Annotated in this window: 21 protein-coding genes; 12 read left to right on the top strand and 9 right to left on the bottom strand. The window is 70.8% G+C overall.

The annotated features are described in order from the left end of the window. Nucleotides 1-42: 42 nt before the first annotated feature. Genes ACVCAG_RS06245 through ACVCAG_RS06230 form a run of 4 tightly spaced genes read left to right on the top strand, consistent with a single transcriptional unit; the run spans nt 43 to nt 2,651 of the window. Nucleotides 43-366, top strand: coding sequence for a hypothetical protein (locus tag ACVCAG_RS06245; RefSeq protein ID WP_447189569.1), 324 nt, complete (start codon nt 43-45; stop codon nt 364-366). Beyond that, nucleotides 363-1,160: a methyltransferase gene (locus tag ACVCAG_RS06240; RefSeq protein WP_440082414.1), complete on the top strand. Its 798-nt coding sequence runs from the start codon at nt 363-365 to the stop codon at nt 1,158-1,160. The genes ACVCAG_RS06245 and ACVCAG_RS06240 overlap by 4 nt, the downstream gene beginning before the upstream one ends. 1 nt (nt 1,161) lies before the next feature. Beyond that, nucleotides 1,162-1,971 (top strand): PIG-L family deacetylase, encoded by an 810-nt coding sequence (locus tag ACVCAG_RS06235; protein WP_440082413.1) that lies wholly within the window; start codon nt 1,162-1,164, stop codon nt 1,969-1,971. A 14-nt stretch (nt 1,972-1,985) separates the two neighbouring features. Further along, on the top strand, nt 1,986-2,651 hold the full coding sequence (locus ACVCAG_RS06230) for a glycosyltransferase (protein ID WP_440082412.1): 666 nt from the start codon (nt 1,986-1,988) through the stop codon (nt 2,649-2,651). 190 nt (nt 2,652-2,841) lie between these two features. Here ACVCAG_RS06230 and ACVCAG_RS06225 read toward each other — a convergent pair whose 3' ends face one another. From ACVCAG_RS06225 to ACVCAG_RS06200, 6 genes are all read right to left on the bottom strand, one after another. Then, nucleotides 2,842-4,500 (bottom strand): family 43 glycosylhydrolase, encoded by a 1,659-nt coding sequence (locus ACVCAG_RS06225; RefSeq protein ID WP_440082411.1) that lies wholly within the window; start codon nt 4,498-4,500, stop codon nt 2,842-2,844. A 256-nt stretch (nt 4,501-4,756) separates the two neighbouring features. Then, nucleotides 4,757-4,879, bottom strand: a complete 123-nt coding sequence (locus tag ACVCAG_RS06220) for a hypothetical protein (protein WP_440082410.1) — start codon at nt 4,877-4,879, stop codon at nt 4,757-4,759. 44 nt (nt 4,880-4,923) lie between these two features. Continuing rightward, a complete protein-coding gene (locus ACVCAG_RS06215) occupies nt 4,924-6,297 on the bottom strand; it encodes a cellulase family glycosylhydrolase (RefSeq protein WP_440082409.1) in 1,374 nt (457 codons plus the stop codon). A gap of 36 nt (nt 6,298-6,333) precedes the next feature. After that, nucleotides 6,334-7,158, bottom strand: coding sequence for an ABC transporter permease subunit (locus tag ACVCAG_RS06210; protein WP_440082408.1), 825 nt, complete (start codon nt 7,156-7,158; stop codon nt 6,334-6,336). Further along, on the bottom strand, nt 7,155-8,018 hold the full coding sequence (locus tag ACVCAG_RS06205; protein ID WP_440082407.1) for an ABC transporter permease subunit: 864 nt from the start codon (nt 8,016-8,018) through the stop codon (nt 7,155-7,157). Before ACVCAG_RS06205 ends, ACVCAG_RS06210 begins: the two co-directional genes overlap by 4 nt. A gap of 135 nt (nt 8,019-8,153) precedes the next feature. Continuing rightward, entirely contained in the window at nt 8,154-9,452 is a 1,299-nt protein-coding gene (locus tag ACVCAG_RS06200) for an extracellular solute-binding protein (RefSeq protein WP_440082406.1), read from the bottom strand. Between the two features lie 175 nt (nt 9,453-9,627). Here ACVCAG_RS06200 and ACVCAG_RS06195 point away from each other — a divergent pair, with 175 nt between their 5' ends. The 8 genes from ACVCAG_RS06195 (at nt 9,628) to ACVCAG_RS06160 (ending at nt 19,597) form a co-directional block, all read left to right on the top strand. Beyond that, nucleotides 9,628-10,638, top strand: coding sequence for a substrate-binding domain-containing protein (locus ACVCAG_RS06195; protein WP_440082405.1), 1,011 nt, complete (start codon nt 9,628-9,630; stop codon nt 10,636-10,638). A 276-nt stretch (nt 10,639-10,914) separates the two neighbouring features. After that, nucleotides 10,915-12,186 (top strand): glycoside hydrolase, encoded by a 1,272-nt coding sequence (locus ACVCAG_RS06190; RefSeq protein WP_440082404.1) that lies wholly within the window; start codon nt 10,915-10,917, stop codon nt 12,184-12,186. A 160-nt stretch (nt 12,187-12,346) separates the two neighbouring features. Next, nucleotides 12,347-13,378, top strand: coding sequence for a Gfo/Idh/MocA family oxidoreductase (locus ACVCAG_RS06185; RefSeq protein ID WP_440082403.1), 1,032 nt, complete (start codon nt 12,347-12,349; stop codon nt 13,376-13,378). Further along, entirely contained in the window at nt 13,369-14,208 is an 840-nt protein-coding gene (locus ACVCAG_RS06180; protein WP_440082402.1) for a DUF6807 family protein, read from the top strand. Before ACVCAG_RS06185 ends, ACVCAG_RS06180 begins: the two co-directional genes overlap by 10 nt. A gap of 70 nt (nt 14,209-14,278) precedes the next feature. After that, the gene (locus tag ACVCAG_RS06175) at nt 14,279-14,956 is read left to right on the top strand and encodes a cupin domain-containing protein (protein WP_440082401.1); all 678 of its coding nucleotides are present in this window, start codon (nt 14,279-14,281) and stop codon (nt 14,954-14,956) included. A 105-nt stretch (nt 14,957-15,061) separates the two neighbouring features. Further along, nucleotides 15,062-16,747 carry a DNA polymerase/3'-5' exonuclease PolX gene (polX, locus tag ACVCAG_RS06170; RefSeq protein WP_440082400.1) on the top strand — a complete coding sequence of 562 codons (1,686 nt, stop codon included), beginning with the start codon at nt 15,062-15,064 and terminating at the stop codon, nt 16,745-16,747. Between the two features lie 330 nt (nt 16,748-17,077). Continuing rightward, on the top strand, nt 17,078-18,586 hold the full coding sequence (locus tag ACVCAG_RS06165) for a wax ester/triacylglycerol synthase family O-acyltransferase (RefSeq protein WP_440082399.1): 1,509 nt from the start codon (nt 17,078-17,080) through the stop codon (nt 18,584-18,586). 87 nt (nt 18,587-18,673) lie between these two features. After that, nucleotides 18,674-19,597: an aldo/keto reductase gene (locus ACVCAG_RS06160; RefSeq protein ID WP_440082398.1), complete on the top strand. Its 924-nt coding sequence runs from the start codon at nt 18,674-18,676 to the stop codon at nt 19,595-19,597. Between the two features lie 126 nt (nt 19,598-19,723). Here the strand turns inward: ACVCAG_RS06160 and ACVCAG_RS06155 are convergent, their stop codons facing one another. The 3 genes from ACVCAG_RS06155 to ACVCAG_RS06145 all read right to left on the bottom strand — a co-directional run bounded on the left by ACVCAG_RS06155 (nt 19,724) and on the right by ACVCAG_RS06145 (nt 23,016). Further along, entirely contained in the window at nt 19,724-21,334 is a 1,611-nt protein-coding gene (locus tag ACVCAG_RS06155) for a sodium:solute symporter family transporter (protein ID WP_440082397.1), read from the bottom strand. Continuing rightward, entirely contained in the window at nt 21,331-21,660 is a 330-nt protein-coding gene (locus ACVCAG_RS06150) for a DUF485 domain-containing protein (RefSeq protein ID WP_440082396.1), read from the bottom strand. Before ACVCAG_RS06150 ends, ACVCAG_RS06155 begins: the two co-directional genes overlap by 4 nt. A gap of 174 nt (nt 21,661-21,834) precedes the next feature. After that, the gene (locus ACVCAG_RS06145; RefSeq protein WP_440082395.1) at nt 21,835-23,016 is read right to left on the bottom strand and encodes an MFS transporter; all 1,182 of its coding nucleotides are present in this window, start codon (nt 23,014-23,016) and stop codon (nt 21,835-21,837) included. Between the last annotated feature and the right edge of the window lie 65 nt (nt 23,017-23,081).

Raw genomic sequence — 23,081 nt, 5'->3', positions numbered from 1 at the left:
CCGCGCTGTACTGTTCTTCTGAAGGTCCGGCAAGGAGGCGGGATGTCGAGAAAGTGGAAGGCCGCCTCGGGCGGCATCGTGGCGTTCATCGCGGCCGGTGTCGCGGGCGTGGCGGGCAATCAGCTCTCGGACTCTCCGCTGTGGGGCTGGCTCGGATTCGTGGGAGCCCTGCTCGTCGGAGCGGCTGCCACGGCCTGGATCGCGCTGAAGACCTCCGACGCCGGCCCCTCCCCGCAAGGCGCACCCTCGCAGGGCGACATGCGTGTGGGCACGGTGACGGCCTCGGACAGCGGAACGGCGATCGGCATCAACTTCGGCGAGGTCCGGACTTCGCGGCCGGATCCGGAGACGCCGCCGAACCCATGACCGCGCAGACCGTCGGCTCCGAGGTCCAGCACGCGACGGAGACGCTCACCATGGTCGGATGCGAGACCCCGCGGGCCGACGCCGAAGAGATCGTGGCCGCTGTCCTCGGGTGCGACACGGCCGGCCTGCATCTCGACGGTTACGTCTCCGGCGACGACGGCAGGCGTATCGCCGAGTACGTCGCGCGCAGGAGCGCCCGCGAGCCGCTGGCCTACATCACGGGCCGATGCCGGTACCGGGGGCTCGTGCTCTCTGTCGACTGCCGAGTCTGCGTCCCCCACCCGCAGAGCGGCCAGCTCGTGAACGTCGCGCTCCGGCTGCCGGCGGGCGCCCGCGTCCACGACGTGGGCACGGGAGCGGGGAACATCGCGCTCGCGATCAAAAACGAACGGCCCGACCTGACCGTGACCGGCTCTGACGTCTCCGCCGAGGCTGTCGGCGTCGCCCATGAGAACGCGGCGCGGCTGGCGCTGGACGTCGCCTTCATGGTCGCGGACGGGGTCCCCCCCGGCGACTACGACCTGATCGTCGCGGACCTCCCGTACGGAGACGACAGCGGGACTCTCGTCCCGCAGTCGCCCGAGAACCGGCACCAGCCGCAGGTCGCCCATTTCGGCGGCGCTCGCGGCCACGAGACCATCGCCGCCGTCGTCCGGAGAGTCCGTACGGGCACGGCTGTCGCCGTCCAGCACGCGGTCGGGCAGACCGACGAGGTGCGGGCGCTCCTCGCCGAGCCCGACACGTTCGGCGACGCCCGCTTCTCCGCCCGCTTCACCGTCGGCCGGGTCCGCTGAGGTGGCGGAGACGGCGGACATCCCCGGGCACCCCGGCGTCGTCATCGTCTCGCCGCATCTCGACGACGCCGTCCTCAGCGCCTGGAGCGTGCTCTCGGGGGCGACGCCCGTCCTGGTCGTCACCGTCTTCGCCGGCATCCCGGAGTCCGGGTTCGTCACCGATCTCGACCGCCGGCTGGGCGCCACCGATTCGGCGGAGAAGGTGCGGATCCGCCGCCGGAACGACGCGGCGATCCTCACCTCCGCAGGCGCCCGTCACGCGCATCTCGACCTGCTGGACGTCCAGTTCACGGCCTACGAGCGAGCGGACGTCCGGGCGCGCATCGCCGAACGCCCCTCCGACTTCGTCGAGCTCGTGGCAGGCGAGCCGGGAGCCTCCCCGGAATCGATCCTGGCGGGCCTCCGTCCCCACGTGGGGCCGGAGGCCGTCGTCTACGGGCCTGCCGGAATCGGCGGGCACCCCGACCACCGGGCTGTGAGCCGGGTGATGCTCGCGCTCGCTGGAGAGGTCCGGGAGCTCCGGCTCTACGCCGACAGCCCCTACTTCGTCAGGCACGGCCTTCCCAGCTGGATCGGCGGGGCGGACAACCCCGAGGCCGACCGGCTCGTCGCCCGGACGCTCGCAGAACTGGGCGTCGCCGGGGCCCGGCGGACGGTCACCGAACTGACACCACCCGAACTCGCGGCGAAGATGCGCGCGCTCCGCCGCTACACCACCGAGTTCCCCACGCTCGAAGCGCATTTCACCAGAGAGCCTGCCACCCCGGCCATGGCCGGATACGAAGTGTCCTGGAACGTCTCCCGCGAGTGAAAGCCGAGCCGGCAATGGTCCCTTCCTGGAGCCTGGTCGTCCCCGCACGCGATTCGGAACGAGACATCAAACATGTGGTGAGATGCGGCCGGAAGGCCGGCGCCCGGCAGATCGTCGTGGTGGAGAACGGCAGCGGCGACGCGACGGCCAGCCGGGCACGCGAGGCAGGCGCGACGGTCATCACCAGCACGCCGGGCAAGGGCCGCGCGGTGAAGGCGGGCCTGCGGTACGTGGAGCGGTTCGGCCACGACGCCGTCGTCACCTCCGACGCCGACCTCTGGGCGCTCGACTCCGATCTGCTCAAGCGGACGGCCGAGGCGGCTGCGGTGACGCCCGTTCGCGGCGAATGGGACCGGCCCGGCCGTGCGGGCGCCCTGCTCCTCCCGCTGATGGAGGAGTCCGGCATCGACACGGGAGGCGTCTCCCCCGCCGCCCTCCTGTCGGGCCTGGCCGGATACCCGATGCCGTTCCCCCTCCCCCTCGACACCCTCCCCGACGACTACGGCTGGGACCTCGCCACCGCCCTCGACCTCCTGGCCGCAGGCCGGCCGATCCGGACCGTCCCGGCGGGCCCCCGCCTCCACCGCCCCGGCGACGAATCCCGCATTTCGACGATAATGATTGACTTGGCTCAGGTCTGCGTTGCCCGCTCCCGCCTCGGCGACCAGATCCTGGATTGAGACGAGGCTTCGGGTGAACCGCTTCCGAACTCATCACAGGGGCTTGAACCAGGAGTTCTCCGGAGCGGCTGCGCAGCTCGGTGATACGCGTTCGTCGGCCCGCCGGAGTGGGTGACACGTCCTCAGCGGAGGGTGGGGCACCCGCTGCTCACCGGCACCACGCCCGTCCGGTTCGCCCGGGTACCAACGGTCATCCCGAAAGTGGCAGGTATTCGAACCAGTCGAAGGCGGCCGTGCTGGTGCTCGGGTGGCCGTTGGAGGAGGCGTAGAGGCCGATCATGGCGCCGGTGAAGCCTCCGGCGACGGTCGAGCCGAGGACGCGACCGTCCACCGGGGCCGCGAGGTCGGTCCACTCGCCGGGGCGCAGCGCGTAGCGGGCCTGGTAGTCCTGGCCGTGGGCCTCCACGCCCAGCCACAGCGGGCCGGACGGGACGACGTCGGCGCGGGCCAGGAGGGTGTCCGTGCCGCCGGAGCGGCGGGTGAGTTCCAGGCCGTGCGCGGTGAGGACGAGCGTGATGTGGAAGTCGTCGTTCTGGAACAGGACGAGCCCGGCGCACTCCTCCCCCCGCGGGCGGAACTCCATCACCGTGTGGGCCGCGAAGGCGATGTGCTGCTGCCGCCGGGCGACCAGGCTGGGCGCGGCCCGCTCGCGCAGGGTCTGCGGTCGCAGCCGCAGGGTGAGACGGCTGCCGGCCAGGTTCCAGTACGGTTCGCGGGGCGTGCGCAGGTGGTTCCACACCGGTGCGAGGCGCGGGGCGTCGAAGTGGTCACAGGCGGGGGTGGCGGGCCAGCGGCGCGCGGGGGTCGAGGGGGCCTGCGCGTACGGTTCGACCTGGTCGAAGACCGGCCAGTCGTCCTCCCAGCGGACGCGGGTGAGGAAGGTCTCGCGGCCCAGGTTGTAGCCCTTGGAGGCGCGGACGGCGGCCGTCGTGGACTGGTCGCCGGCGGATCCACCACGGGAGTCGCCGTCCGGGAAGCCGACGGATCCGGTGTGGGGACGACCCTCAGTGGGAACGGCGGGAGCGGCGGGAGCGAGAGGAGCGGGGAGAGCGCCGTAGGGGCGGGTGGCGAGGAGGACCGACCACCACTCGCCCTCCGCGTTCCGGACCAGGTCGGGGTGGCCGACGCTGGTGATGGGGTGGCGCAGCCCGAGGTGGCGGTGGGTGAGAACGGGGTTGCGCGGGTTGCCCAGGTAGGGACCGGTGATCCGCTCGGCTCTCGCGACCATCACGGCGTGGTCCTCGGCGGTGCCGCCCTCCGAGGTGAGCAGGTAGTAGAAGGCGCCGATCCGGTAGATGTGCGGGCCCTCGCACCAGACGCCGCCGCGCTGCGCCGCCTCCCAGATCACGTGTTCCTCGCCGAGCAGCTTGAGCGTGGCCGGGTCGAACTCGCGCAGCCAGATCTCGCTGTCGCCGTCGTAGCGCCCGTCGTCCCTCGGCCGGGTGCCGGTCATCCAGGCGCGACCGTCGTCGTCGAAGAACAGCGAGGGGTCGAAGCCCCGGGTTTCGGGGAACCACACCGGCTCGCTCCACGGCCCGGCCGGGTCGGTCGCGGTGACCAGGAAGTTGCCCGGCTCGTCCATCAACGTGGTGATCATGTAGAAGACGCCCTCGTGGTGCCGGATGGTGGGGGCGTAGATGCCGCCGGACGGCCGTACGCCGTCCAGGTCGAGCTGGGACGGCCGGTCCAGGACGTGGCCGAGCTGCCGCCAGTGCACGAGGTCGCGGCTGTGGAAGATCGGTACTCCGGGGAACCACTCGAAGGACGAGGTGACGAGGTAGTGGTCCTCGCCCACCCGGCACACCGAGGGGTCGGGGTGGAAGCCGGGGATGACGGGGTTGGTGTACACGAGACTCCCTTGGTGTCCGAATCTTCCTTCGAGGGTCCCGGTGACTCGGGGCGGGGTCGGCGTGGCGGACGTGTCAGGGACCTGCCCCGGGCCTTCGAGCGTCACGGAGGTTCCCCGGAGACGGGTGATCCTCCGAACCCGGGTTCCCGGAAAGGGGTGCCGGACCCCCACCCCCCTGAAGGCCGGGCCCGGCACCCCCCGGAGCCAGGCCCTGTCCCCCCGAAGGAGGACGGACCCGGCAGCATGGCGGTCGTGTCTACCTGGCGAGCCGGAGCACCTCCCGCCTCGACGTGTCGACGTGGCTCCGCCCGGCCGGGTCGCTCCAGGTCGCGGCCGTGCGGGTGGTGCCCGTGGCGTCGTCGGCCTGGACGGTGCGCATCTTCCCTGGGCTCCTCGGTCAGGTAGGTAGGAGTGGAACCCGCCTCAGGCGCCGCGCAGGTTCTCGGCGAGCAGGTCGAGCAGCGGCTGTCGCCGGACGCAGCGGGCGAGGGCGAAGGAGTCGGCCAGGGCGGTCAGTTCCTCGTCGGAGCAGCCGCGCAGCAGCTCCGCGTACTCGGGAAGCAGCGCCTGCGCGATGAGGATGTGCCGGATCAGGTCGTCGGTCTGGTAACGGGCGCCCCACGGGTAGGGGTCCCAGGACGGGAACTCGGTCTCCATCAGCCGGTGCAGCGGGGCCAGCTCGCTCGCCGACTCCTCCATCGTCGAGCCCCACCGGTCGGCGCCCAGCCGCCCCTTCTTGGCGATGAAGTCGCCGAACCGGCTCATGTACGGCTCACCGGCGCTGACCAGGCCCTGCAGCCCGACGTCCTTGTAGGTCCACAGCGACCAGCCGGCCTCGTAGGAGTCGAAGATCTCCAGCTGGTCGCGGAGGATCTGGTAGCGCTGCCGGTCGATCTCCGGGTCCCCGGTGTAGACGGGCCCGAACTCGCCGACCCAGATGGGGGTGCCGGTCTCGCGCTGGAAGACGGTCCGCCGCTCGAAGGATCGCTCCAGCTGCTCCCGGTCCACCCACTCGCCGCGGGTGTGGCCGGGGTAGGGGCCGCCGTGCGCGAACCCGGCCAGGGCGTAGTCGTGGCAGACGAAGACCGTGTTCTCGTACACCTCACGGAAGATCGAGAAGTCGGTGGAGTAGGTGTTGCCGTCCAGGAACAGCACGTGCTTCGGGTCGACGGCGCGGACGGCCTTGACCAGGCGGTCGTAGAAGGGGCCGACGACCCGCCCGCTCCGGTCACCCGGCTCGTTGATCGGGTTGTATCCGGCCACCCAGGGGTTGTCCCGGTACCGGTCGGCCACGACCTCCCACAGATGGACGGCGCGGTCCTGGAAGTGCCGATGCTGCCAGAACGCGGCGACGTGGGTGGGGTTGTCGGAGTGCCAGTGCTGGTTCTGCGCGCCGGGCAGGGCGTGCAGGTCGATGACGCTGTGGATGCCGTGCTCGGCGAGCAGGCCGATCACCCGGTCCAGGTGGCGGAAGCCGTGCTCGACGATCTCGAAGGGGCGGTCGTCGGACTCCAGGTGGCGGTAGTTGATCGGGATGCGGACGCAGTTGGTGCCGAGCCCGGCGAGCAGCGCGGCGTCGTCCGCCCCGAAGAACGAGGTGAGCAACCGGTCGAAGAACAGCTCGGCCCGGTCCTCCCCCAGGACCTCCCGGACGGCCTCGCGCATCGCGGACTCGTTGGCCGGGTAGCCGGTGATGAAGTTCTCCATGTTCAGCCAGCCCCCGAGGCCCACTCCACGCAGCCGTACCGGGGTGCCGGCCGAATCGACGAGACGCGATCCGGCGACACTCAGGGTCATGGTGTCTCACTCTCTACTCAGGCGATGAGATTCGGGTCAGCCCTTGGTGGCACCGGCGGTGAGGCCGCTGATCAACTGACGCTCGGCGACGGCGTAGAAGGCCAGAGCGGGCACCATCGCGACGATGACGTAGGCCAGGACCCTGGCGATGTCCGTCATGTACTCCCCCTGGAACTGCTGGACGCCGAGCGGCAGGGTCCACAGGCTGGGGTCGTTGAAGACCACCAGCGGAAGGAAGAAGTTGTTCCAGCTCGCCACGAGCGCCAGCACCGAGACGGTGGCCAGGGCGGGCTTGGCGATCGGCAGCAGCACCCGCCAGAAGAAGCCGAAGGAGGTGCAGCCGTCGATGATGGCGGCCTCCTCGATCTCCCTGGGGATGGACCGGAAGAACGTCCGCAGGATGATCACGGTGAGCGGAAGGCCGAACGCGGCCTGCGGCAGGATCACCCCGAGCGGGTTGTCCAGCAGGCCGAACGTGCGCAGCAGGACGAACAGCGGCAGGATCGCCACCGCGAACGGGAACATCAGCCCGATGGCGAACAGCGTGAACAGGAACTCCCGGCCCCGGAAGGCGAACCGGGCGAACGCGAAGGCGGCCATCGCCGACAGCCCCACGACCAGCACGGTGGTCGCGACCGCGATGAACAGGCTGTTGAGGAGCTGGCGCCAGAACGCGCCGGAGACGATCACGTCGGTGTAGTTGTCGGTGACCCACGGGGAGGGCAGGCCCAGCGGGTTGGTCGACAGCTGGCCGGAGGTCTTGAAACCGCCGAGCAGCCCGTACAGGAAGGGGATGACGATGAAGACGGCCGCCACCCAGATGACCGCGTGGATCGGGAACGTGCGGAGCCGGGCGATCATCGGCGGTCCCCCATGGTGGTGCTGGCCCCCTCCAGGTCCCGGCGCAGGACGAACCGCTGGTAACCGAGAGCGAAGACGAGACTGATCACGAACATGACGACGCTGATCGCGCTGGAGTAGCCGATCTGGGATCGTTTGAAGCCGTACTCGAACATGCTGACGGCCATGGTCTCCGAGGCGTGCGACGGACCGCCGCCGGTGAGGATCCAGACCAGGTCGAAGAGCTGGATCGTGCCGATGACGGACAGGAACGCGCTGACCCGGATGGTGGGGCCGAGCAGCGGCAGGGTCACGTGGCGGAACACGTTCCAGCCACCGGCGCCGTCGATCCTCGCCGCCTCGCTCAGCTCCTTGGGGATGCCCTGCAGTCCGGCCAGATAGATGATCATGTGGAATCCGAAGTACTTCCAGGTGATCACCAGGAACAGCGAGAACATCACGGTGTCGGGCTCGGACAGCCAGGTCCAGGGCTCCATCCCCCAGGAGACCAGCAGCTGGTTGGCCATGCCCGTCTCGGGCGACAGGATCATCGAGAACAGCACGCCGATGATCGCCTCGGAGAGCATGTACGGCGCGAAGAACAGCAGGCGGTAGAAGGCCCGCCCGCGGATCCGCTGGTTCAGCATCACCGCCAGGCCCAGCGAGAGCGGCAGCTGCACCAACAGGCCCAGCACGATCAGGATGGCGCCGTTGCGCAGGTCGCCGGCGAAGATGTCGCTCTGGAACAGCCGGGTGAAGTTGTCCAGGCCGATGAAGTTGCTCGGCGGGCCGATGCCGTTCCACTTGAAGAGGCTGGTGTAGCCGGCCACCAGGATCGGCAGCAGCACCAGGAGCGCGAACAGGATCAGCGCGGGGAGCACGAACAGGATCGCGGTGACCCAGCCGCGACCTCGGCGAGAGCCGCCCCGCCCCCGCCCCGCGGCGGGCCGATCGGGGTGAGGGGCCGGACGTGCGTCCGGCCCTGTCGTCGTCGTCACCGTTTTCATACCGGGCGGCTACTCCGACTCCGACTTGGCCGTCTCGGTGATGGCCTGGACGACCTCCTCCGGCGTCTTGGTGCCCCCGATCAGCTCGGCCACGACGTCGTTGACCTCCTGGCCGACGGCCGGCGGGTACTCCTGGTCGAGGTAGAGCTGGAAGCCGCTCGCCGCCGCGAGGGTCTCGGAGACCGTCTTGATGTGGGGGTCGGTGACGGCCGCCTCCTCACCCGTCTTGAGCACGGGCAGGACTCCTCCGGCCTTCACGGCCTTGCTGTGGTTCTCCGGCTTGAGCGCGAACTTCAGGAAGTCCAGCGCCGCCGGCGGGGCGTTGACGCTCACGGCGAGGCCGCCCCCGCCGCCGAACGCGTCGCCCGCGGCGCCCTTGCCCCCCTCCACCGCCGGGAAGGGGAAGAAGCCGAGGTCGTCGCCGAGGCCCTTGCCGGAGTCCTTCTGCACCGACGGGGCCCACTGGCCCATCAGCTCCATGGCGGCCTTGCCGTTCGACACGTTCGCGGACTGGCCGTCGGGGGTGGAGTAGTCGGCGCCCAGGAAGCCCTTCTGGAACGGCTGGAGGTCGACGAGTTCCTTGAGTTTCTGCCCGGCGGCGACGAAGTCGGGACCGGTGAAGTCGTTGGTGGTGCCGGCCTGCTTGAGCGCGTCCAGCCCGGCCACCCGCATGGCCAGATAGGCCCAGTAGTAGTGGCCGGGCCACTTGGCCTTGCCCGCGAGGGCGATCGGGGTGGTCCCGCTCGCCTTCAGCTTCTTGACCGCGTCCAGGTACTCGGTCCAGGTGGCGGGCGGGGTGGTGATTCCGGCCTTCTTGAACAGCGCCTTGTTGTACCAGAAGCCGACCATGCCGATGTCGATGGGCAGCCCGTAGGTCTTGCCGTCGAACTGGTAGGCGGCCAGGGCCGCCGGGGTGATGCCGCCGATGACGTCACCGGCCTCGGACGACAGGTCCTTCACCAGGCCCGCGTCGATGTGCTGCTTCAGGACGCCGCCACCCCAGGTGGAGTACAAATCGGGTGCCTTGCCCGACTGGGTGAGCGTGGCGAGCTTCGGCTTGTAGGAATCGTTCTCGATGGAGATGTTCTTGATCGTCACGTTCGGGTGGGCCGCCTGGTATTCCTTGATGGCATTGGCCCAGAACGTCTTCATGGGATCCGCCGTCGCCAGGTTCCAGAACTCGAAGGTGACCTTCTCCGAGCCGGTGCTCGCGCCTGCCTGGGCCCCCTCGCCGTCTCCGCTCGTACTGCAGGCTCCGAGAAGCAGAGCGGATGCCGCCAGAGCCACCACGCCTCGCCGACTCAGCATGGATATCCCCTTTCGGGAGTTTGCTTGAAATTTTCACATATTCCCCGAATATTTCGTGATCCGGAGAATAGGTAAACTCGTGGTTACGCGTCAATAGCCCCGTGGTAGTGATCCCGGACCGTGAGAACCACCTCCCCGGGAAAGCCTCCGAAAGGTTTCAGTTAGTATTCGCCGCATGCCAACCAAGCCGCGCGTGACGATCGCCCTGATCGCCGAGGAGGCCGGGGTCTCCGCGCCCACGGTCTCGAAAGTCATCAACGGTCGGCCCGAGGTCGCGTCCGAGACCAGGCAGCGGATCGAGCACCTGCTGCACAAGCACGGCTACCGGCGCAGGACCGGTCAGGGCGACGCCCCCGTCGGCCTGGTCGACCTGGTCTTCACCGAGATCGAGAGCCCGTGGGCGATGGAGCTGGTGCGCGGCGTGGAGACCGCCGCCCGCGAGGTCGACGCCGGGGTGGTCGTCTCGGTCCTGCACAGCCACGCGGGACCCGGCAGGGACTGGGTGGAGCGGATCGCCGCCCGGCGCACCGACGGGGCCATCCTGGTCGGCTCCCGGATCAGCGCCGACCAGCACGGCCAGCTGGCCGCCAGGTCCATCCCGTTCGTGGTGGTGGACCCGGAGGGCGAGCCGCCGCCCGGGGTCGCCTCGGTCGGCGCCACCAACTGGAACGGCGGCCTGGCCGCCACCCGGCACCTGCTGGAGCTGGGCCACCGCAGGATCGGGATGATCGGCGGCCCCGCCGACATGCTGTGCAGCCGGGCCCGCGTCGACGGCTACCGGGCGGCGCTGGAGACCGCGGGGATCGCGGTGGACGCGGCGCTCATCAGGTACGGCGACTTCCTGGTCGGCTCGGGCCGCGACCACGGCCACGCCCTGCTGTCCCTGGACGAGCCGCCCACCGCGATCTTCGCCGGCAGCGACATGCAGGCGTTCGGCGTCTTCGAGGCGGTCAGGCAGCGCGGCCTGCGGGTCCCGGACGACCTGTCCGTGGTGGGCTTCGACGACCTGCCGCTGGCACGTTCCGCGTGGCCTCCGCTCACCACCGTGCGCCAGCCGCTCCAGGAGATGGCGGCGCTGGCCACCCGGATGGTGCTCGGCCTCGACCGCGGCGGGCACGAGCCCCGGCGGGTGGAGCTGGCCACCGACCTCCTCGTCCGCGAGAGCACCGCCCGCCCGGCCGGCTGACCGCCCCGCGGCCCCGCCGCATCCGGCAGCCGCCTGCCCGGCGATACCGTCCGACCGGCCCCGCCCGGCGACCCCGCCCGCGCCGCGAGGGGCTGTTGACGACCGCTCTCGAAACATTTACGGTACTTGTCACGAAATGTCTCGGTAATCTTGTGAAACTTTCGGAAAGCGGGTTTCCGCATGTCTCGACGTCACAGGGCACTGCTGACACCGGTCCTCGTACTTCCTCTCCTCGGGTTCAGCCCTGCCCCTGCGGAAAGCGCTTCCCATGTTCGGGTGGACCATCACGGCGTTCTCCAGCGGATCGACGGCTTCGGCTTCTCGCAGGCGTTCCGGCGTAACGAGCTGGTCCGCGCGCTGCCCGCCGCCAAGCAGCGGGAGATCCTCGACCTGTGGCTCAGCCCGGAGAGGGGCGCCGGGCTCAGCATCCTGCGCCTGGGCATCGGCTCCTCCCCCGCCGGCAGCCCGTACGACCTGATGACCTCCATCCAGCCCGAGGACCCCGGCGGGCCGGGCGCGCCCCCGAAGTACGTCTGGGACGGCGACGACGGCGGCCAGGTCTGGCTGGCCAAGGAGGCCAGGCGCTACGGCGTGACCCGTTTCTACGCCGACGCCTGGAGCGCCCCCGGCTACATGAAGGACAACGGTTCCGACAGCAACGGCGGGAAGCTGCTCCCCGAATGGCGGCAGGCGTACGCGAACTACCTGGTCCAGTACGCGAAGTTCTACGCCACCGAGGGCATCAGGATCACCGACATCGGGTTCACCAACGAACCCGACCTCACCGTCTCGTACGCCTCGATGCGGTTCACCCCCCAGGAGGCCGCCGAGTTCGTCAAGGTGCTCGGCCCCACCGCGGCCCGTACCGGGCTCAAGGTGATCTGCTGCGACGCCGCCGGCTGGTCCCAGCAGCGCGAGTACACCGCCGCCATCGAGGCCGACCCCGTCGCGCGGCGGTGGGTCGCCACGCACGCCGGGCACCCCTACGTCAGCCCGGTGGACGGCCCGCTGCCCACCGACCGGCCCGTGTGGATGTCGGAGTGGTCGCCCAACGGGACCACCTGGAACGAGGCGTGGGACGACGGCAGCGGCTACGACGGCTTCGCGGTCGCCCAGCAGATCCACGACTCGCTCACCCTGGGCAGGGCGAACGGCTACGTCTTCTGGTTCGGCGCCTCGCGCGGCACCACCCGGGGACTGATCCAGATCGACGAGGCCACCGCGACCTACCGCGTCTCCAAACGCCTGTGGGCGCTGGCCGCCTACAGCCGCTTCGTCCGCCCCGGCGCGGTCCGGCTCTCCGTCGCCTCTGCCGACCCCGCGCTGAAGGTCACCGCCTTCCGCAACGCCGGGGGCTCGGAGGTCGTCGAGATCCTCAACACCTCCACCGCCCCCGTCACCACCAAGATCACCACCCGGCCTGGCCGGGCCACCGCCTACCTGACCGACGCCGAGCACTCGCTCGCCGCCACCCCGCTCCCCGGGCTGAGATCCGGCAGGACCCTCACCCTCGCCCCGCGTTCCCTGACGACGGTGGTCGTACGGTGACGCACCCGCCCGCGGGCGGTCTCCGGGCCTCCGGTCGCGCATCGTGCTCCCCGCGACCGGAGGCCGGGAGCTCGCCCGAGCCGTCCGGACCGCCCGGACGGCCCGGACGGCCCGGTTCCGGGTCGTCCACCTCCGGCCCCTCTGAGACGGAAGGACCGAGATGATCCGGGTGGCGATCGTGGGCACCGGCGGCATCGCGGGGATCTGCCACCTGCCCGCGCTGCGCGCCCAGGCGCACCGGGCGCGGGTGGTGGCCGCCACGGACGTGGACGAGGCGCGGGTCAGGGCGTTCTGCGCCGAGCACGCGATCCCGGGGGCGTACACCTCCCTGGAGGCGATGCTCGACGCGGAGCGGCCCGACCTCGTCCACCTGTGCACCCCTCCGCACCTGCACGCCGCCCAGGCGGTGACCTGCCTGAAGGCGGGCGCCTGGGTGTGGACCGAGAAACCCGTCTGCCTGTCGCTGGCCGAGTACGACCTGATCGCGGCGGCCGAGGGGCCCGGCCACGCCTCGGTCGTCTCCCAGCACCGGTTCGGCTCCGGCGCGCGGCACCTGCGCGCCCTCGCCCCCGAGCTGGGCCGCCCGCTCGTCGCGCTCTGCGTGACCACCTGGTACCGCGACCACGCCTACTTCGACGTGCCCTGGCGCGGCCGGTGGGAGACCGAGGGCGGCGGCCCCACGATGGGGCACGGCATCCACCAGATGGACCTGATGCTGTCGGTCCTCGGCGACTGGTCGGAGATCCGCGCGATGACCGGCACGCTGGACCGCCGGATCGAGACCGAGGACGTCTCGATGGCCGCCGTCCGCTTCGACTCCGGCGCGATGGCCTCGGTGGTCAACAGCGTGCTGTCCCGTCGCGAGGAGAGCTACCTGCGCTTCGACTACACCGAGGCGACCGTGGAGCTGCGCCACCTGTACGGCTACCGCAACGCCGACTGGACCTCCACCTCGGCGCGCTGGAACCCTCCCGAGGACCTGCCGAGCTCGCACGAGGCGCAGCTGGCGGAGCTGCTGGACGCCTACGAGCGCGGCGAGCGACCGCCCATGAGCGGCCCCGAGGGGCGCCAGGCGCTCGAACTGATCACCGGCCTGTACGCGTCGGCGTTCACCGGCCGGCCCGTGCTCCGCTCCGACCTCACCCCCGACCATCCCTTCTACCACCGGCTGGACGGAAACGCATGGAGCTGACCTTCACCGAGCGCGGCGTCGAGATCCTGCGCTACGTCTACCTTCCGGAGACCCCGGTCTTCGAGTCGCCCAAGCCGTACTTCCACCCGATCAGGACCCTGGCCGGAGACGTGGTCAGCACCTTCCGCCCGCACGACCACCGCTGGCACAAGGGCCTGCAGATGACCGTCTCGGACCTGTCGGGGGAGAACTTCTGGGGCGGCGGCAGCTACGTCCGCGAGGCCGCCGGGTACGTGGACCTGCCGAACAACGGGACCATGCGGCACGAGGAGTTCCTCTCCCCCGGCGTGGAGCGCCTGACCTGGCACACCCAGGGCGGCGAGCACTGGGTGGACGAGGTGCGGACCTTCGAGGTGCGGGACGTGCTGGACGACTCCTGGGCGCTGGAGCTGTCCACCTCGATCACCAACGTGCGCGGCGAGGACCTGGTCTTCGGCAGCCCCACCACCAACGGCCGCCCGATGGCCGGGTACTGCGGCCTGTTCTGGCGCGGGCCCCGCTCCTTCGAGCACGGGGAGGTGATCGCGGAGAGCGGCGAGGGACCGGAGATGATGGGCGGGGAGTCGGCGTGGCTGGCCTACACCGGCCACCACGACGAGGTGGACCGCTCGTCCACCCTGCTGTTCCAAAGTGCCCTGCCCACCGTCTGGTTCGTCCGCACGACACCGTTCGCGGCCGTCAACCCGTCCATCGCGTTCCACCGCGAGATGGTCCTGCCGCCCGGCGCGACGCTGCGCCTGAGCTATCGGATGGTCGTGGCCACCGGCGCGTGGGACCGTCCCCGGCTGGAGGCGTACGTCAAGGAGCACCCGTACCCGGAACCGGCGTGACCGGCCCGGCGCCGCGCGGCGTCCGGCGGAGATGCCCGGCGGAGATGTTCGGCAGGAGTGAGGAGCACCCGTGTTCGGCACAGGCGTGAGCGATCTGACCGTCTACGACTGGCCCACCGAGGACGGCCTGCGCGGAGGTTCGCCCCACCTGCACACGCTGTGCGCGGAGGCGTACGCCGTGGTGGCCGGTTCCGGCAGCGTGCAGACCCTGACCTGGAACGGGTACGAGGAGACGGCGCTGGCTCCCGGCTCCGTCGTCCGCTTCACCCCCGGCACGGTCCACCGCCTGGTCAACGGCGGCGGCCTGCGCATCGTGGTCCTCATGCAGAACAGCGGCCTGCCCGAGGCCGGGGACGCCGTCCTGACCTTCCCTCCCGACGTCCTCGCCGACCCCGCCCGGTACGCCGCCGCCGCGGGCTCGGCCCCGCGCGAGCGCCGCGACCTGGCCGTCGAGGGGTTCCTGCGGCTGCGCGCCGAGGGCCGCACGGGCTTCGCCGCCTTCCTGGAGGCCGCCGCCGGAATCGTCGCCCCCCGCCTGGACGCCTTCGAGTCCCGCTGGCGCGAGGGCCCGCTGCGCGCCGCCGAGACGACGGGCGCCCAGCTGGCCGCGCTGCGCGGCGGCGACCTCGCCCACCTGCGTGAGGCCGCGGTCACCCGGGTGCCCGCCGTACCCCGCGACGGCATGTGCGGCCACCTGATGACCTACCCGGCGGACTTTCAGGACCTCCCCGACCGGGGCGGGGCCTGAGGGAGCCGGGGGGCGTGGCACCGGGCGGCGCGGCGGCGCGCGCCGCCCGGTGCCACATGACGGCCGCGACCGGGAAATGTCGGTGCGATCTTCTAGGCTGGGGACATGGCACGAGCTAACGATGACGTCGCCGCCGCCCTGGAGGAGTACGCCGAGCTGTTCGCGATGAACGGCGGCGACGCGTTCCGGGTCCGCAGCTACCAGAAGGCCGCCAGGGCGATCGCGGGGTTCCCCGACGACATCACGACCGTGCCCGTGCGGAGCGTGTCCGGGGTGGGCGAGGCGATCGCCAAGAAGGTCGAGGAATACCTGGAGCGGGGCAGCTTCCGGCAGCTCGACGACCTGCGGGAGAAGGTCCCCCAGGGGGTGCGCCGGCTGACCCGGGTGACCTCGCTCGGGCCGAAGAAGGCCGTCTTCCTCTTCCAGGAGCTGGGCATCGACTCCCCCGAGGCCCTGGTTAAGGCCATCGGCGAGGGGCGCCTCGACGGCGTCAAGGGCTTCGGCGCCAAGACCGTGGAGAACCTCCTCAAAGGTGTCGAGCACCTGGCCGAGCACAGCGCCAGGATGCACACCGGGACCGCGATGGACCTCGCGGAGCGGGTCATCGCCTCGCTGCCGGGCGCCGAGCGGATCGCCTACGCCGGGTCGCTGCGCCGGATGAAGGACACCGTCGGCGACATCGACGTCCTCGTGGTCGGCCCCGAGTCGCTGATGGACGACTTCAAGGCCCAGCCCTACGTCGCGGAGGTCGTCGCCTCCGGGGAGAAGAAGACCTCGATCCGCACCGCCCAGGGCGTCCAGGTCGACCTGCGCCTGGTCCCCGCCGAGTCGTGGGGCGCCGCGATGATGTACTTCACCGGTTCCAAGGAGCACACCGTGCACCTGCGGGAGATCATCGTGAAGAAGGGCTGGAAGCTGTCGGAGTACGGCCTGTTCGACGGCGACCGGGTGATCGCGGCCGCGACCGAGGAGGAGGTCTTCGAGGCGCTCGGCATGGAGTGGATCCCGCCGACCCTGCGCGAGGACGGCGGCGAGATCGCCGCCGCGCTCAAGCACGAGCTGCCCGAGCTGGTCACCGTCGAGGATCTCAAGGGCGACCTGCACACCCACACCGACCTCACCGACGGCATCGCCTCCCTCGAGGACATGGTCGCCGCCGCCGCGGCCCGCGGTTACTCCTACTACGCGGTGACCGACCACGCGCCCGACCTGGCGATGCACCGGATGAAGCTGGAAAAGGCCCTGGAGCAGCGCGAGCGCATCCACGCGCTGCAGAAGAGGTATCCGAAGATGCGGCTGCTGCACGGCAGCGAGCTGAACATCGCCCCCGACGGCTCGGTCGACTGGCCGGCCGAGGTGCTGGAGGGCTTCGACGTGTGCGTGGCCAGCGTCCACTCGCACTTCAACCAGTCACGCGCGGAGATGACCCGGCGGTTCGTCGCCGCCTGCGAGAACCCCCACGTGCACATCATCGGCCATCCGACCACCCGCAGGATCGGCATCCGCCCGCCGGTGGACGCCGACTGGGACGAGGTGTTCCGCGCCGCGGCCCGCACCGGCACCGCGATGGAGATCGACTCCTTCCCCGACCGTTCCGACCTCCCCGCCGACCTGGTGCGGCTCGCGCACCACCACGGCGTGAAGTTCTCCGTCGACAGTGACGCCCACGCGGTCCCGCACCTCGACAACCAGCGGTTCGGCATCGGCGTCGCCCAACGCGGGTGGCTCACCACCGACGACGTGATCAACACCTGGCCGCTGAAGCGGCTGCTGGCCTTCCTCGGCCGCTGAGGCGACGACAGGGGGCGAGGGCGTGTCACCCTCGCTTCTTACCTAGTTATTTGGTAGGAAATACATGTAAAATGGGCGGCGCCGGACGCCCACGGACGGGTATCGCCTTCGGAAAAGATCGCCGGTATCACCCTGTCCGGAAGGCATGCCTACCGTGTGAAATGGGAAGGTTACGGAAAGTGATGATCGGCGGGCCTCCGCACCTCGCCAGAGAAAACACCCGAAAGACGCCGGAGGTCCTACGGAGGAAACGAGAGGGAAACGCGCCGACGTGATGATGGCAACACGTGTTCTCCGATTTCTCGCATTTTCCGCCAGGAGGCCCGACCGATGCGCCAGCTGACCGCGCTCGACGCGCAGTTCCTTCACGCCGAGTCGGCGACCACGGCGGCCCATGTCGCGGGACTGGCCATCCTCGACCCCGCCTGCTCCAGCCTCGGGGCCGTCACCCGCGAGTGCCTGGTCCGGCTGCTGCGCGAGCGGCTGCACCTGGCCCCGGCGCTGAGGCTGCGCCTGGCCACCGTGCCGTTCGGCCTCGACCGGCCGTATTGGACGGAAGACCCCGATCTCGACGTCGCCGGCCACGTCCACGAGGTGACCCTCGCCGGCCCCGGCGACGACGCCCAGCTCGCCGAGAAGGTGGCCAGGATCCACGAGCGGCATCTCGACCGGGACCGCCCGCTGTGGGAGATGCACCTCATCCAGGGCCTGACCGGAGGCCGCGTCGCCCTGTACGCCAAGGTCCACCACTGCGCCATCGACGGGGTGTCGGGGGCGGAGCTGCTCGCGGCGCTGCTGGACCTGACACCCGAACCCCGTGCCGTCGAGCGGCCCGCGCCCGAACCCCGGACCACCGCCCCCGGCCTGGCCGGCATGCTCGCCGGCGCCGTGGCCAGGACGGTGCTCCAGCCCGCCAGGACGCTGTACTCGCTGGGCCGCATGGCGGCCGAGCTCGACACGATGCCGCTGACCTCGGCGCTGCCCGGCGCCCGGCAGGTGGCCGCCGCCACCCGGCTGATCGCGGGAAGGGAGACCGAACCGCCAGAGGCGCCCATGCTGACCGCGCCGCGCACCCCGTTCAACGGCCCGATCGGCGCCGAGCGGCGCTTCTCCTACGGGTCGATCCCGCTCGCGGACGTCAAGCGGGTGGCCAGGAGCGCGGGGGCCAGCGTCAACGACGTGGTCATGACGCTGTGCGCCTCGGCGCTGCGCGCGTGGCTGCGCGAGCACGACGCGCTGCCCGACCGGCCGCTGATCGCCGCGGTCCCGGTCGCGGTCCGCACCGCGAGCGCGCGGGAGGTGGTCGGCAACCAGATCTCCGTCATGGTCACCCCGATCCCGACCGACCTGGCCTGTCCCCGCGAGCGCCTGCGCGTCATGGCGGGCACGATGCTCAGCGCCAAGCGGCGCTTCGCCGGCGCCCCCACGGCCTGGCTGGGCGAGCTGTCGTCGATGCTGCCCTCGGCCGTCACCGCGCTGGCGACCTCCGCGGTGTTCCGGCTGGCCTCGATCGTGCTGCCGCCGATCAACCTGATCGTCTCGAACGTGCCGGGGCCGCAGCTCCCGCTGTACCTGTGCGGGGCCAGGGTGCTCGCCTACCACCCCATGTCGGTGCTCACCGACGTGAGCGGCGGGGTCAACATCACCTGCTTCTCCTACGACGGCTCGCTCGACTTCGGCATCCTGTCCTGCCCGGACCGGGTGGCCGACGTGTGGCGGCTCATGGGCCACCTGCGGGAGGCCATGGACGAGCTGATGGAGCAGGTCGAGCCGCCCCCGGCCGGGCGGATCGACCCGGTGGAACCGCCCGTGCCGGCCAGGGAGATGGCACCCGTCTGAGAGCGGGGCGGCCGGCGGGGGCGTCTCCCGGAGAATCACCGCCGATGTCCCGCAACCGCGCGATTGGTCAAGAAATAGAGTTGGCCCATGAGCTTTTCTGAGCTGAACCTGTTCCCTCTCTGCCTCGGTGGCAACGTATTCGGCTGGACCGCCGACCGGGACGACTCGTTCGCCGTCCTGGACGCCTACGCCGAGGCGGGCGGAAACCTCGTCGACACCGCGGACGTCTACTCCGCGTGGGCTCCCGGGCACGTCGGCGGGGAGTCGGAGACCGTGATCGGCGAGTGGATGGCCTCTCGCCGCAACCGCGACCGGATCGTGGTGGCGACCAAAGTGGGCTCGCTGAGCGGCCGCGCCGGACTGTCGGCGGCCAACATCCGCGCGGCGGCCGAGGACTCGCTCCGGCGGCTCCGCACGGACTACATCGACCTGTACTGGGCCCACATCGACGACGCGGCCACCCCCCTGGAGGAGACCCTCGGCGCGTTCGACGAGCTGGTCACCGAGGGCAAGGTACGCAACATCGGCGCCTCGAACTACAGCGCCGAGCGGCTGGCGGAGGCGCTGTCGATCTCCGAGGAGGCCGGCCTGGCGCGGTACGGGGTGCTGCAGCAGCACTACAACCTGCTCGAGCGCGGCTACGAGGGGGCGCTGCGCGACGTGGTGACCGAGGCGGGGCTGACCAGCACCCCGTACTTCGGCCTGGCCCGCGGCTTCCTGACCGGCAAGTACCGTCCGGGCACCACCGTGGACAGCCCGCGCGCGGGCCAGGCGGCGAGGTACCTGGAGACGGAGCGCGGCCCGCGGGTGCTCGACGCCCTGGACAAGGTGGCCGCCTCCCACGGCGCCGTGCCGGCCACCGTCGCGCTCGCCTGGCTGGCCGCCCAGCCCACGGTGGCCGCGCCGATCGCCAGCGCCCGCAACGTCGAGCAGCTCCGGCCGCTGCTCGCGGTCGCCGACATGACGCTGTCGCAGGACGAGCTGGCCCTGCTGGACGAGGCGTCCCGCTAGGGACGACCGGCGCCCGCCGGGCGCGCATGACGACGGGGCCCGGCCGCGACGCGGCCGGGCCCCGGGTCCCCGCACTCCGCACACGGTTCGTACGGGGGGTCACAGTACGGGGGGCACGGTAGGGGTTTAGTGCGGGGTGGCCTTCTCGGCACCGATGCCGGTGAGCGAGCGGACCTCGATCTCGGCGTACTTCTCCGCGTTGTACTCCTTGCTGAGGCGGGCACCGATGAACCCGGCCAGGAAGCCGATCGGGATCGAGACGATGCCGGGGTTGCTCAGCGGGAACCAGGCGAAGTTCGCGTCGGGGAACAGCGCGGTGGCGCTGCCCGAGACGACCGGCGAGAAGATGACCAGGACCAGCGCGGAGACCAGGCCGCCGTAGATGGCCGAGACCGCGCCCGCCGTGTTGAACTTCTTCCAGAACAGGCTGTAGAGGATCGCGGGCAGGTTGCCCGAGGCCGCCACGGCGAAGGCGAGCGCGACCAGGAAGGCCACGTTCTGGCCCTGGGCGAGGATGCCGAGCCCGATCGCGACCGCGCCGATGACGAAGGCCGAGATCCTGGCGACCAGGACCTCCTCCTTGTCGGTGACGTTGCCGCGCTTGAACACGTGCGCGTACAGGTCGTGGGCGAAGGAGGAGCTCGACGCCAGCGTCAGGCCGGCGACGACCGCCAGGATCGTGGCGAAGGCGACCGCCGCGATGATGGCCAGCAGGACGGTGCCGCCCACGTCGCCGAAGATGGCCTTGCCGACCGCCTCGGCGAGCATCGGCGCCGCCGTGTTGCCCGCCTTGTCCTGCGCCACGATCGCCTTGCCGCCGACCAGGGCCGCCGCGCCGAAGCCGAGCACGAGGGTGAGCAGGTAGAAGGTGCCGATGATGCCGATGCCCCACAGGACCGACTTGCGGGCCTCCCTCGCGGTGGGGACCGTGTAGAAGCGGATCAGGATGTGCGGAAGGCCGGCGGTGCCGAGGACCAGCGCCAGGCCCAGGCTGATCAGGTCGATCTTGCCCGCGAGGCCCTGCGCCTCGGTGCCGTACTTCAGGCCCGGCTCCAGGAAGGCCGCGCCCTTGCCGCTCTGGGTGGCGGCCTCGCCGAGCAGGCCGGACAGGTTGAAGCCGTAGTGGCCGAGCACCAGCAGGGTGACCAGGGTCGCGCCGCCCATGAGCAGCACGGCCTTGACGATCTGCACCCAGGTGGTGCCCTTCATGCCGCCGACGACCACATAGACGATCATCAGGATGCCGACGCCGACGATCGTGAGCGCCTTGCCCGTCGGCGAGGTGACACCGAGCAGCAGGCCGACCAGCGCGCCCGCGCCGACCATCTGGGCCAGCAGGTAGAAGATCGACACCGTGATGGTGGAGACGCCCGCCGCCGTGCGGACCGGGCGGGGGCTCATCCGGAAGGCCAGCACGTCGGCCATGGTGAACTTGCCGGAGTTGCGCATCAGCTCGGCGACCAGCAGCAGCGCCACCAGCCAGGCGACCAGGAAGCCGATCGAGTACAGGAAGCCGTCGTAGCCCGACAGGGCGATGATTCCGGCGATGCCCAGGAAGCTCGCGGCCGACATGTAGTCGCCGCCGATGGCGAGGCCGTTCTGCACGCCGCTGAAGGACCGGCCACCGGCGTAGTAGTCGGTGGCGTCCTTGGTGTTGCGGCTGGCCCAGAAGGTGATGCCCAGCGTTCCCGCGACGAAGAGCAGGAACAGGATCGTGGAGAGGGTCTGGTGGCTCATTCGGTCTTCCCCTCGACCCCGTGGCGGATCTCGTCCGCCAGCGGGTCAAGCTTCTTCTCGGCGAAACGGGAGTAGGCCCAGGCGATGCCGAACGTCGACACGAACTGGAGCAGACCGAAGATCAGCGCCACGTTGATGTTGCCGAAAACCTTCGTGCCCATGAAGTCGCGCCCCCAGGCGGACAGGACGACGTACAGCAGGTACCAGGCGAGGAACGCCGCGGTCATCGGGAACGCCCAGGCCCGGAAACGCCTCTTCAACTCCTGGAATCGTGCGTCGGTCTGAATTTCTTCGTAGACCGACGAATCATGTTGCCTGGCGGTCACAGGACCTCCCAAAATGTGATCTGGATCACGGACAACGTAGGGGTGGACGCTACCCCTGGAGGAGACCCGCACGCGCTCTCTTCGCCGAGGCGCCGCCGCGTCGCGTTCAGTTGGATCGGGCTTGCGGTGAAAGGTCCGTCTCGTACGACGAACGGTTCCCGCAGGGGCCCGATCTCACCACGGCCCGCCCCGCAGGGCGTAAACGCCGGCGCAGCAGACCGTCAGGCCGACCACCGCCAGCAGCAGGCGGTGGTCGACGAGCGACACCAGCACGGCTCCGCCGAGCAGGGACAGCAGCTGGGTGAACCCGGTGAGCGACTCCAGGGCGGTGGAGACCCGGCCGACGAGGTGAGCCGGGCTGCGGCGCTGCACCAGGGTCGTCCTGGCCACCCCCTCCAGGGTCAGCCCGGCGCCCGCCACCGTCATCGCCCCCAGCACGACCGTCTCCGCGGGGATCACCCAGCACAGGACCGCCACGCCGTACAGGCCGATGCCCGTGCCGATCGCGAAGAGCTCGCCCCGGCGCGCGATCACCGTGGAACTGCGCAGCCCCCCGGCGATCGCGCCGAGGCCCATCGCCGTCGAGGTGAACGCGGTGAACTCCGGCGACCTGGCGAGACCGTGCTCGATGACCGCGAAGATCAGCGATTCGGCGGCCCCGGCCACCGAGAACATCAGGCAGAGCGCCACGGTCGCGCGACGCAGCGTCGGATCGGCGGAGAGGTAGCGGGCCCCGGCCCAGAACTCCTCGCGCCAGCGCCCCGAGGGGTCCGGCGAGACGCGCGGCAGGGGCTCCGGCGCGGGGAGCATCGCGAAGACCGCCGCGGCGACCAGGAAAGTGATCATGTCGAACAGCACGAGCGCGCCGAGCCCGAAGGCGGTGTAGACGGCCACGCCCAGCAGCGGCCCGAACAGGCGCAGTCCCTGCCGGGTGGTCTGCAGGGCCCCGTTGGCCTCGGCCAGCAGGTGCTCGGGCAGGATGACCTTGAGCAGCCCGCCGAGCGCGGAGAAGATCACCGCGTACGAGCAGCCCATGGCCGCGGACACCGGGTAGATCAGCCAGACCGTGTCCGGCCCGGTGACCGCGACCAGCGGGGCGAGCGAGACGCCCGACAGCACGCAGGTGACGATCAGGAGCCTCCTGCGGTCCACCCGGTCGATCAGGTATCCGAAGAGGGGCGAGAAGCACAGGGGCAGGATGAAGAAGAACAGAGTCAGCCCGGCCGCGGCGTCGGAACCGGTGAGACTCTTGGCCAGGATCCCGGGTACCAGCAGCAGCGAGGCGTCGCCCAGCAGGCTGACGGCCATCCCGAAGTAGACGAGCCGGAACCGGGGCCGGCGCAGGACCTCCGGCATCACCGCTGACCGGCGCACCGGTGTGCCGGCCGGCTCTCATGTGGCACGGCGGCGCACCGATGTGC

The organism is Streptosporangium sp. G12 (assembly GCF_052983175.1).
Note: the sequence above shows the minus strand (reverse complement) of the source record. Positions and strands in the feature narration are given on the sequence as shown.